Here is an 11,403-nt window from a genome sequence, read left to right on the forward strand (position 1 = left end):
GAATCAGTTCGGGGCCCCGAATCAGTTCAGGGCCACGTCGTCGTCCGGCACGAGCCGGCGCTGGACGTAGGTGACGAGCAGGACGACGATCAGCAGGATGACCGCCATGGCGGAGGCGAAGCCCACCCGCTGGAAGACGAAGGCCTGCTGGATCGTCGTGATGACGAAGGTGGAGCTGCCGTTCGAGCCGCCCGTCATGATGTACGGGATCTCGAACACCGACAGCGATCCCGCGATGGCCAGGATGAACGACAGGCTGATGATGCGCTTGATGCCCGGCACGATGATGAAGCGGAACTTGTGCCACGAGTTGGCGCCGTCGAGGTCGGCCGCCTCGTAGATCTCGTCGGGGATCGACTGGATCGCTCCGAGGAACAGCACGAAGTTGAGGCCGGTGTAGCGCCAGATCGACACCCCGCCGAGCGAGACGTTGACCCAGTCGGGATCGCCGAGCCAGAGCGGAGTGGTGCCGGTCTGCGCGAGGCCGAGGCCGGCCAGGGTCGCGTCGAGCGTTCCCCCGGGCCGGAAGAAGAAGAGGAACACCAGGGCGATCGCCACTCCGTTGAGGAGGTAGGGGAAGAAGATGATGCCCTTGAAGAGGTTGCGGAACCGGGTGTCGAAGCTGAGCAGGGTCGCGAAGTAGAGCGCGATGAACATCTGCACGAACGAGGCGGCGAAGTAGTAGAGGCTGACGAAGAAGACCTGGAAGTACTCCGGCTTCGTGAAGATCTGCAGGTAGTTGTCGAACCCGATCGGGTCCTTCTCGAGCGAGATGCCGTCCCAGTCGGTGAACGAGTACCAGATCATGTTGCCGACCGGGTAGTAGGTCAGCGTGATGAGGAGGACGAGGGGCACCGCGAGGAAGAGCAGCGGCGTGATGCTCAGCTCGCCGTTCGGGCCCCTCAGCCCGCGCCGGCGCTTGACGACGGGGGAGGCGCCCGCGAGCGCCCGGGTGGAGGCGACGCCCGTGGCGCCGATGATCTCGGTCATGTCTGGAGTCCCGCTGGTCGAAGTGGATGAAGACGAGATCCGGAGGCGGGGCGCGTGGGCACCCCGCCTCCGGAGTCGGTCACTCGATCGAGGCGATGGCCTCGGCCCAGCGGGAGTCGAGGTCGGCGAAGGCCGACTCCTTGTCTCCGTCGGCGGCACCGCGGGCGATGTCGACGAGCTTCTGGCGGTAGATGCCTCCGGTCAGGTCGACCTGCGAGGCCTTGATGATGTCGGCCTGCACGCTCTCCTCACCGGCGGGAGCGGCGTCCTGCTCGAGGTACTCGACGCCCAGCTCGGTGAAGTCGGCGAGGGTGTCGGGGTTCGGGCTGTCGATGGCGGTGCCGATCGCACCCGACTTGGCCGCGTAGTCGGACTCGAGCGTGAACCACTCGATCCAGGCCATGGCGGTCGCCTTGTTGTCCGACTTCTTGTTGATGGCGCTGAAGTAGTCGGGGGCGAGCGTCGCGACGAACTTGCCGTCGGCCTGGTACGGGAAGGGCATGTAGCCGATGTCGGCGGGGTCGGTGCCGGCGGTGGTGGCCGCGTCCTTCATCTGCTGGATCGCCCAGGAGCCGAGGTACATGGTGGCGACCTCGCCGGTGGCGATCATGGCCTTCGAGCCCTCCCACGCGGTGGTGGTCGGGTCCTCCTCCGAGAGGCCGTTCTTGACGATGTCGAAGAGCAGTCCGTCCGAGATGCCGACGTAGGAGTCGTCACCGGTCCAGGGAGTCTCGTCGCTGTTCAGCGCGTTGTTGGCGTCGGCGTCGCCGAGCATGCTCGGGTCGCCGTTCCACTGCGACAGCGGCCACGCGTCCTTGTAGTTCGTGTAGTACGGAGTCGCGTCGGTGTTGTCCTTGATGAGCTGCAGGTCGGCGAGGAACTCGTCGGGCGTGGTCGGGATGCCGTCGACGCCGGCCTCGCTCCAGACCTTCTTGTTGTAGACGAAGCCCATCGTGTTGCCGAACTGGGCGATGCCGTAGGCGGTGCCCTCGTAGGCCTTCGGCTCCGTGAAGCGGTAGGTCTTCGAGAGCTCCTCGGTGGTGCCGAGCGGCTCGAAGAAGGCCGAGAACTGATCCGGTGCGACCGAGGTCGGCAGGGCGAGCACGTCGCCGATGTTGCCGGAGGAGAGACGGGTCGTCACGTCCTGCTCGTAGTTGGTGATGCCCTCGAACTTGACCGAGGTGCCGGGGTACGCCTCCGTGAACTGCTTCGCGTACTCGTCGAACGTGCCGTCCTGGATGAGGTCGGTGCGCTGGGTGAGGACGGTGATCTCCCCCTCGGGGGTGCCGTCCGTTCCGCCGCTCGAGTCGCCTCCGCCGCCGGAGCAGGCCGTGAGGCCGGCGGCGAGAGCGAGGACGCCTCCGACTGCGATGACGCGCCGAAACTTCATGGTGTCTCCTTCGTGATCGTCTTTGACCGACGGACCGAGCCGTGTGGCGGCTGCCCTGTCTCCGGGGGACGGTACACGGGGCTCCGACGGCGAGTCAAGAGATTTGTACCATCGTTGTCATGATCGTGACCAGGGCCGCGATCCGCGGCTCTCCCGGTCCGAAAGCGGGCGGAGAGCGCTCGCCGGTCTTCCCGCGCGGGGCCCGGTGTGCCTACGATGACATCGTGGGCCAGAGACGTCATCCGCGGGGGCTGCATCCCGTCATCACCGCGCGACGGCCTCTCGGAGGGCTCGTCGCCTCGCTCCGCCCCGCCCGGTGGCGGCTGCTCGTGGCGGTGCTCGCCTACCTCGTGAAGGACAGCCCGATCTGGGTGCTGCCCGTCATCACGTCGGCCGTGATCGACACCGTCGTGGCCGGCGGATCCCCGGCGACCCTGCTGGGGCTCGGCGCCGGTGCGCTGGTCCTCGTCGCGCTGAACTACCCGGCGGCGCAGCTCTTCGTGCGCCTGTTCATGTCGACGGTGCGCGACCTCGGCGTCTCCCTGCGCAACCAGCTCGCCCACCGCCTCCAGGAGCTGTCGATCGGCTTCCACACGCGCTCGAGCTCGTCGGTGATGCAGACCAAGGTCGTGCGCGACGTCGAGAACGTCGAGCTGATGCTGCAGCAGGGCGCGAACCCGCTGCTCAGCGCCCTCGGCGTCATCCTCGGCGCACTGGCCGTGGTGGCCGTGCAGGTGCCCGGATTCCTGATCCTCTTCGTGCTGGTCGTGCCGCTCTCCGTGCTGCTGGTCGCCGGAGTGCGGAAGCGCTCGGCGACGCGCAACGAGCGGTTCCGCCGCGACGTCGAGCACTTCTCGTCGCAGGTCGGCGAGATGGCGTCGCTCCTGCCGATCACCCGCGCGCACGGCCTCGAGGGCGTCGCGACGCGGCGGATGAACCAGAGCGCGCAGACGGTGCGCGACTCCGGCTTCTCGCTCGACGTGCTGAACGGCCGCTTCACCGCCCTCGCGTGGGTGGCCTTCCAGTTCCTGTCGATCGCGTGCCTGATCGGGGCGGCGCTCATCTCGGTGACCGGGCTGCTGCCGGTCACGGCGGGCCAGGTCGTCCTCCTCAGCACCTACTTCGTGATGCTGACCAACTCGATCGTCAACCTGCTCAACCTCGCGCCGATCATCACGAAGGGCCGCGAGTCGCTCCGGTCGATCGCCGAGGTGCTCGAGGAGCCCGACATCGAGCGCAACGAGGGCATGGCCGCGCCCTCGCGCGTGGTCGGCCGGCTCCGCTTCGAGCGGGTGGCGTTCCGCTATCCGGATGCCGACACTCCCGCCGTCCTCGACCTCGACCTCGACGTCCGCCCCGGCGAGACCGTGGCCTTCGTCGGGCGCTCGGGCTCGGGCAAGTCGACGGTGCTGAACCTCGCGCTCGGGTTCCTCCGGCCGACGGAGGGGCGGATCCTGCTCGACGAGGTCGACATGAACACCCTCGATCTGCGCCGGGTGCGCCGAGCGGTGTCGGTCGTGCCGCAGGACTCGGTGCTCTTCACGGGCAGCATCCGCGAGAACGTCACCTACGGACTCGACGACGTCGACGACGAGCAGGTGCGCCGGGCGCTCAGGGACGCGAACGCGTGGGACCTCGTCGAGAGCCTCCCGCGCGGCCTCGACACCCTGCTCGGCGAGAAGGGCGCGCGCCTCTCGGGCGGTCAGCGGCAGCGGATCTCGATCGCCCGCGCGCTGATCCGCGACCCGCGCATCCTGCTCCTCGACGAGGCGACCAGCGCGCTCGACAGCGAGTCGGAGCAGCTCGTGCAGGAGGCGCTGCTCCGCCTGCGCGCGGGACGGACGACGCTGGTGGTCGCGCACCGGCTGTCGACCATCCGCTCGGCCGACCGGATCGTCGTGCTCGACGCGGGCCGGGTCGTCGAGTGCGGGACGCACGACGAGCTGCTCGCGGCCGAGGGCGTGTACGCGGGGCTGCACGCCATCCAGGCGGGCTGAGCCCAGGCGCGCTCAGGCGTCGCGGGCGGTGCGCGCTCGCTCGCGGATGGCCAGCACGACCTCGGTCTTGGCGTCGGCGTAGGCGTTCATGTCGTCCCAGGGGCGGCCCAGGAGCGTGGTCTTGGTGCTCTCGTAGAGAGCGCGCTCGGCGGGGTCGGAGCGCAGGCGGTCGCGGAGCAGGAGGTAGTCGTCGATCTCGCGGGCGCCGCGTCCGTAGACGTGGACGTGGACGTCGCGCTCGGGCGTCCGCACGAGGCGGTGACCCGGCTCGCGGACGCGGAGCTCGTAGCCGGCCTCGAGGAGGGCGTCGAGGTAGTCCTCCTCGGCGGTGATGTCGGCCACCGCGACGACGATGTCGATGATCGGCTTCGCGGCGAGGCCGGGGACCGAGGTGGAGCCGATGTGCTCGACCTCGACGTCGGGCAGGGCATCGAGGATGCGGCGCCGGTGCTGCTCGTAGAGACCGGGCCAGCGGTCGTCGGAGGGGTGCAGCCCGACCCGGAGCGCCTCCCGACCGCCGATCAGCTCGACGGCCGCGATGTCGGGCCGACGAGGGGCGCTCATGCCCGCCACCCCGCGCGCTCCCGGACGGCCCGCTGCATCCGCAGGGCGATCTCCTTCAGCTGACGGCGCTGGGCGCCGGTGAGCGGGTCGAGGACGAGCCTCCTGACCGCCGCCTCGTGCGCCGGCGTGGCGGCGGTGAGGATCGCGCCGCCGTCGTCGGTGAGAGCGGCCAGAGTGGAGCGGCCGTCGGCGGGGTCCGGGCTGCGGCGGACCCAGCCGCGCGCCTCGAGCCGCGACACCGCGCGGGACAGTCGCGACAGCGAGCTGTTCGCGAAGTCGGCGAGGGTGCTCATCCGCACCGCGCGGTCGGGCGCCGCGCCCAGTGCGTAGAGGATGCCGTACTCGAAGTGGGTGAGCTCGAAGTCGCGAACGAGGTCGGCGTCGAGTGCCGGCGGCAGCCACTCCAGCACTGTCGCGAGTGCTGCCCAGGTCTCGAGGTCGGCGCCGGCGAGGGGGCGGTGATCGGGGCGGTTCTCGGCCATGCCCGGAGTCTACCCGTCACTTGACGGAGCAACTGTTCGACCGTACGGTACTGCTTGCTCAAGCAAGTTAATCGACCGTCAGGACTGTCATGGATCTCCAGCTCGCGCACCGCCGCGCCTTCGTCAGCGGCTCGACCCAGGGGATCGGCTGCGCCATCGCGCGGGCGCTCCTGCGCGAGGGTGCCGCGGTGGTGATCAACGGCCGGGACGACCGCAGGGTCCAGGAGGCGGTGCGTCGGCTCGAGCGGGAGGTGCCGGGCGGCGAGGTCTCGGGCATCGCGGCCGATCTCGCCGACGCCTCCGAGACCCAGCGGCTGCTCGACGCGCTCGGGGGCGTGGACATCCTCGTCAACAACGCCGGACTCTTCGACGTGACGCCGTTCGCCGATGTCGACGACGCCGCGTGGGCGCGCGTCCTCGACGTCAACCTGATGAGCGGGGTGCGCCTGTCGCGAGCGCTGCTCCCGCGGATGATCGACGCCGGCTGGGGCCGCATCGTCTTCATCGGCAGCGAGTCGGGCGTGAACGTGCCGGCCGACATGGTGCACTACGGCGTGAGCAAAGCGGCGATGCTCGCTCTGGGCAACGGTCTCGCCAAGCTCACCCGGGGCACGGGAGTGACGGTCAACACGATCCTGGGCGGGCCGACCTACTCCGACGGCGTGGCCGCCGCCGTCCGGGGCCTCGCCTCCGCGAACGGGCTCGCCGAGGGCGACGTGAGGGCGCAGATCGCGGGCGGGAATCGGACGTCCCTGCTCGAGCGCTTCCTCGAGCCCGACGAGATCGCGACCCTCGCCGTGTACCTCGCGAGCCCGCTCTCGTCGGCGACGAACGGTGCCGCCCTCCGCGCCGACGGAGGCGTGCTGACCGGGATGCTGTGAGCGGGCCGTCGCTCCGTGAGCGGCCCAGCTCGATCAGGGCGAGCGCTGCGGACCGTGGCTGAGGTGGGGTCGGCGGAGGCGGCCGCCCTCCTCCTCCACGCGTGCGGAAGCTCACTCGAGGTGCTCTCCCTGCAGCAGACGCGCTCGCCGAGGTGGACGGCTGTGACGCGCTCACGGTGCTGCACTTCCCGAACGGCGGCGAGACCCGCTGGGCGGCGGGGCGCGACCGGTCTGTGCTGACGGCATCTGTGCTGACGGCATCGGTGCTGACGGCGGCGGGCAGGGCGCGCTGGGCCGAGGGCGCGCGGTGCGGTGAATGTTGCGAAGCGGCCGCGGCGGGGTGCTCAGAACGGTGGTGGTGCGTCGGTGAAGCGGGGCCGGGGTGGTGGGCCGGGTGGGCTGCCGGGGAGGGCGGGTGGCCGGGTGGTGACGTGGCGTCCGGTGGGAGTGGTCCAGTCGGTGGTGCCGTCGGGATGCAGGACGTAGGTCCAGCGGTCGCCGTGGCGGACGTGGTGGTGGGCAGTGCAGAGCGACGCGAGGTTCTCGAGCGCCGTCTCGCCTCCGTTGCGCCACTCGATCGTGTGATCGGCTTCGGCGGTGGACGCGGGGCGGGTGCAGCCGGGGAAGCGGCAGGTCTGGTCGCGCAGCTGGAGGTGCAGCCGCATCTGCGCCGGCGGGACGCGGTGGGTGCGGCGGACGGAGGCGACGGTACGGGTGACCGGGTCGGTGAGGACCCGCGTGAAGGATGCGCCGCGATCGACCAGCGCGCGGGCGACGTCGGCGGGGATCGGGCCGTACCCGTCGAGGTCGGCGGTGGCGTCATCGAGCCCGGCGGCGGTCGTCGCGGGGAGCGTCAGTCGCACCTCGGCTCGTACCCCGGGAACGAAGGTCGGCGCGGGGGCCTGCTCGTCGGAGACGGGCGTGGTGCCGAGGATGTCCCCGTCGCAGAGCAGGTCTGCGAGGGCGTCGGCGCGCAGCTGCGCGAGGGTGCGCTCGTCCCCAGGCCCGTCGTCGCCGTCGCGGAGACTCCGAGCGATCCGGTCGAGGCGGTGGTAGGCACCGAGAGCGGCCGGCGCCGGAAGGCACGCGGTCAGCGTCGCCATTCCGTCGACCTCCGGCGTCAGCCACACGGCGCGGTCCTCGCGTGCGCGGGCGTGCCGCTGGGTGAGCGGCTGCTCGTGCAGCTGCTCCCGCCACCGCGCGAGCGCGCGTCGCAGCTGCGTCGGCGTCATCGTGAGGGCCGCATCGGCGGCACGCTCGTCGAGCGCGGCGCGGGACTCGGGCGGGAGGGTCGAGGCGGTCCGGCAGATCAGCTCGCCGGACTGCCAGAGGATCCGCGCGCCCGCCAGAGCGGCGCGGGTGAGCGGGAGGTCCTCGACGAGCAGCTGCGCGTGCTCGAGTCTGCGCGACACGGCCCACTCCGACGTGCCGAGGGCGACGGCCAGCTCGGCCCGGATCGAGCGCTCGGCGAGGTCGTTCGCCTCGCTCCGCGAGAGGCGCAGCCCCCGCGCGAACGACTCCTGAGCCTCGAGCGCCCTGCGATGCCCCGCGTAGAGGCGCTCGGCCGTGGCGAGCAGCCGCGGCGCCATCGCGCGGTCCTCGCCCGCAACACCGTCACCGCACTCCCGCACCTCCGCGAGTACCGCGTCCGCTCTTCCGATCATCTCCATACGAGAAGCTAATCAGCGACCACTGACATTCGCTCACGTTCGCACCGTCAGGCTGACCCCCGCGCGCCTGGCATGGAGGAAGGACCGGAGACGGCCGTCGACACCGGTCAGCGCATCACTCCGGTGCGGGCACCCCGTTGTAGCGATTGCTCAGCGTCAGCCAGTCCGCGACGACAGCGGGCGAGATCGCCACGTCCGCGACGAAGACGCCCTCGGCGCCTCCCTCGATCCAGGAGCGCACGGCCTCGAGGTCGGCCAGTGACTCGATCCGAGCCCCCTGTGCTCCCATGGCGCGGCCCAGAGCGGCGAAGTCGACCCGCGCGAACCTCATCGCCGACACGTCCAGGCCGCGCACTCCGTACTGGTGCACCTCCATGCTGAACGCGGCGTCGTTCATCACCACGATCAGCGCCGACGGCAGCTCCCGCACGACGGTGTCGAGCTCGCTGAGCTCCATGAGGAGGCCTCCGTCGCCGGTGACGAGGACGGGCAGGCGGTCGTTCCGCACCTCGGCGATGCCCAGGAGGGAGCCCATGCCGAGACCGATGCACTGCAGCGCGAGACCGGGCAGGAGCATGGCCTGCGGGTCGGGAGCGCGGAGATGGCGCGGCGCCCAGCCCATGTAGTGGCCGTTGTCCTGAGTGATCGACCGAGCCTCGGGGAGGATGCCGTCGAGGGCGGCCATCACGGGGCGCGGATCGAGGAGGCCGTCGGCGGCGAACTCCGGGAACTCCTCGGCTCCGCGCCGGGGCAGCACAGCGGTGTGACGCCACCCGTCGAGCGGCGTCGCGGGGAGTGCCTCCAGGAGCGTCCTCGCGAAGTCCAGGGCGTCCGCGCGGTGGAACTCGTCGACCCGGTCGTGCGTCGCCGCGGCCAGTGTGTCGATCTGGATCACGTGGGAATCGGCGGCGATCAGGCCGTTGTAGCGCATCTGGTAGAGGTTCATGCTCGCGCCGACGACGAGGACGAGGTCCGCCCGGCCGATCAGCGCGGCGGCCTCCTCCGTCGAGAATCCGCCCGCGATGCCGATGTCCCAGGGCGACTCGAAGAGCCCGTGGGCCATCAGCGAGGTCGCGAACAGTGCGCCGACCCGGTCTCCGAGCTCGCGCAGCGCGCCGCCGGCTCCGGCGAGCACCGCGCCGTACCCGCCGAGGACGAGGGGGCGCTCTGCGGCGAGCAGGCGCGCGGCGATCCCGGCGGCCACCTCGGCCGGGACGGCGGGCGCGGCGGGGATCTCGTGCGCGCGCAGCACGGCGCCCTGCTCGAGCGGCGCCACCTCGACGGCGGAGGTCAGAGGTGCGTCGACGAGGTCGTAGGGCAGGGCGACGATGACGGGGACGCGATCGCGGCGGGCGATCTCGTACGCGAGCTCGGTCTGTGCGACGGCGTTCCCTCGGTCGACGACGAGCGTCCGCACGTGGACGGCGGCCGCCGCACCGATCTGATCGATGTCCTGCGGGCGCGGCCCGGTGCGAGGCGCGTCGCCCACGACGACGACCGCGGGGATGCGGGCGAGACGCGCTTCGGCGAGGGAGGTGAGGAGGTTGGTGAATCCCGCGCCGTAGGTCGCGGTCGCCGCGGCGATCGCGCCGCCCGCGAGGGTGTAGCTGTGCGCGGCGATGACGGTGGCGGTCTCGTGCCGCACCGTCACGACCCGGTGGCCGCGGCCGGTGAGGCTCGCCATGAAGTGCGCATTGCCGTTGCCCATGAGGCCGAACACGACCGGGCTCCGCTGTGCGACGACGTCCGCGACGGCCTCCGCGACGGTGGGGGTGGGGGCGTCGGCTCGATCAGTCATGGCATTCAGCAAAGCCTCTCCTGCGGACGCGGGCGCAGCCGGCGATGCTCCTCCGTCTGAGATCGCAGACAGTCGGAGGTCACCCGGTGGGCGGTGCCGCGAGATCGTCCCGGATGAGCTCGGCCGCGCGCTCGGCGAGCGTCATGACGACGCCGACCGGGTTGAGCGCGGGGATCGTCGGGAACGAGGAGGCGTCGACGACGCGCAGCCCCGTCACGCCGCGGACCCGGAGACGGGGGTCGAGCACCGCGAGCGGGTCGGCGTCGGCGCCCATCCTGGCCGTGCACGAGACGTGGTAGACGGTCTGGTGCGTGGCGCGGAGCGCGGCCGAGAGCTCCTCGTCCGTCTGCGCGTCGGGGCCGGGGAACACCTCGCGCACGATCAGGGAGGCGAGCGGTTCGTGCTGCGCGACCATCCGGGCACGACGGGCGCCCGCCACGAGCATCCGCTCATCGCGGCCCGCCGGGTCGCTGAAGGAGTTGTAGTCGATCGACGGGGCGGCATCCGGGTCGGCCGAGGTGATCCACACCCGCCCGCGGCTGCGCGGCTTGGCGACGTTCGGGACGAGCGAGATGCTGCCCTCCGGAAGCGTGAAGCCCGCTCGCTCGGCGTGCACGCCCCAGGTCTCGAGCGGGATGTGCGTCGAGACGTCGGGCAGGGTGCTGTCGGGGTCGATCGCGATGACGTAGCCCGCGTCCCAGCCGGTCGCGCTGATCGGGGGGCGCTCGGTGCGCGCCTCCCAGACGACCAGACCCTCCGCGTGGTCCTGCAGGTTCTCGCCGACACCGGGAAGGTCGACGTGCACCGGCACGCCCGCTGCCTCGAGGACGGCTCGAGGTCCGATGCCGGAGCGCTGCAGCAGGGCGGGACTGTCGATGGCGCCGCACGAGAGGACGACCTCGCGGCGCGCGCGCAGCTCCCGGACACCGTCGGGGGTGCGAACGAGCGCACCGACCGCGCGACCGTCCTCCACGATCACACGCACGACGAGTCCGTCGAGGGTGATGTGCAGATTCGGCCGGTGCTCGGCGCCGTGGAGTCGCAGGTAGCTGTGCGAGGCGGAGGACCGCTGATTCGTCGCGGGGTCGTAGCCGATCTCGAAGTAGCCGGCGCCCTGGACGAACTCGTGATCGTTCCAGGAGGGCTTCTCGTCGACGCCGAGGGCCGAGACGGCGGCGTCGATCACGCCCTGCAGGTACGGGTTGCGGTCCTCGGGCGGGATGGGCGTGACGGGTGCCAGGAGCCGGTCGTACGTCGCCGACATGGTCTCGTAGTCCCAGCCGTCGGCGCCGAGCGAGACCCACTCGTCCATGTCGCCGCGGAGCGGGCGCCAGGTGATCATCGTGTTCGCCGTCGAGCAGCCGCCGAGGATCCGGAGCCGGGACTGGCGGATGAAGGAGTTGCCCCGCGCGTTCGGCACGCTGCGGTAGTCGAGGTCGTACTCGCCCTCGAGCATCTCGGCCCAGCGGCGGATCGAGTTCGCGCGAGGCTCGTCCGCGTCGGAGGGGCCCGCTTCGACGAGGCCGACGCTGAGCGACGGGTCCTCGCTGAGGCGCGAGGCGACGATGATTCCGGCGGTGCCGCCGCCGAGGACGAGGACGTCGACGAGATCCGGAGTGTCGTAGGCCATG

At 71.3% G+C, this 11,403-nt stretch carries 9 protein-coding genes; 2 read left to right on the forward strand and 7 right to left on the reverse strand.

Annotation, left to right across the window (positions count from 1 at the left end; translation table 11 throughout):
- Positions 1-21 precede the first annotated feature (21 nt).
- The gene (locus tag GRS96_RS04430) at positions 22-990 is read right to left on the reverse strand and encodes a carbohydrate ABC transporter permease (RefSeq protein ID WP_159857838.1); all 969 of its coding nucleotides are present in this window, start codon (positions 988-990) and stop codon (positions 22-24) included.
- 79 nt (positions 991-1,069) lie between these two features.
- Complete coding sequence (locus GRS96_RS04435; protein ID WP_159987823.1) at positions 1,070-2,380, reverse strand: ABC transporter substrate-binding protein; 1,311 nt, start codon at positions 2,378-2,380, stop codon at positions 1,070-1,072.
- Between the two features lie 224 nt (positions 2,381-2,604).
- Between GRS96_RS04435 and GRS96_RS04440 the strand changes: the two genes are divergently transcribed.
- A complete protein-coding gene (locus GRS96_RS04440) occupies positions 2,605-4,377 on the forward strand; it encodes an ABC transporter ATP-binding protein (protein ID WP_236553561.1) in 1,773 nt (590 codons plus the stop codon).
- A 12-nt stretch (positions 4,378-4,389) separates the two neighbouring features.
- On the opposite strand, the gene GRS96_RS04445 is transcribed toward GRS96_RS04440, so the two are convergent.
- Positions 4,390-4,941: a GrpB family protein gene (locus tag GRS96_RS04445; RefSeq protein WP_159857832.1), complete on the reverse strand. Its 552-nt coding sequence runs from the start codon at positions 4,939-4,941 to the stop codon at positions 4,390-4,392.
- Positions 4,938-5,423, reverse strand: coding sequence for a MarR family winged helix-turn-helix transcriptional regulator (locus GRS96_RS04450; protein ID WP_159857830.1), 486 nt, complete (start codon positions 5,421-5,423; stop codon positions 4,938-4,940). Before GRS96_RS04450 ends, GRS96_RS04445 begins: the two co-directional genes overlap by 4 nt.
- Positions 5,424-5,512: 89 nt before the next feature.
- Between GRS96_RS04450 and GRS96_RS04455 the strand changes: the two genes are divergently transcribed.
- Entirely contained in the window at positions 5,513-6,304 is a 792-nt protein-coding gene (locus GRS96_RS04455; RefSeq protein ID WP_159987825.1) for an SDR family NAD(P)-dependent oxidoreductase, read from the forward strand.
- A gap of 344 nt (positions 6,305-6,648) precedes the next feature.
- Here the strand turns inward: GRS96_RS04455 and GRS96_RS04460 are convergent, their stop codons facing one another.
- The 3 genes from GRS96_RS04460 to GRS96_RS04470 form a co-directional block, all read right to left on the reverse strand.
- Entirely contained in the window at positions 6,649-7,968 is a 1,320-nt protein-coding gene (locus GRS96_RS04460) for an HNH endonuclease signature motif containing protein (protein WP_159987826.1), read from the reverse strand.
- A gap of 121 nt (positions 7,969-8,089) precedes the next feature.
- The gene (locus GRS96_RS04465; RefSeq protein ID WP_159987827.1) at positions 8,090-9,772 is read right to left on the reverse strand and encodes a thiamine pyrophosphate-binding protein; all 1,683 of its coding nucleotides are present in this window, start codon (positions 9,770-9,772) and stop codon (positions 8,090-8,092) included.
- Between the two features lie 79 nt (positions 9,773-9,851).
- Positions 9,852-11,402, reverse strand: a complete 1,551-nt coding sequence (locus GRS96_RS04470; RefSeq protein WP_159987828.1) for a GMC family oxidoreductase — start codon at positions 11,400-11,402, stop codon at positions 9,852-9,854.
- Between the last annotated feature and the right edge of the window lies 1 nt (position 11,403).

This window comes from Rathayibacter sp. VKM Ac-2803 (assembly GCF_009807175.1).
In the GTDB taxonomy this organism is placed as follows: Bacteria; Actinomycetota; Actinomycetes; order Actinomycetales; family Microbacteriaceae; genus Rathayibacter.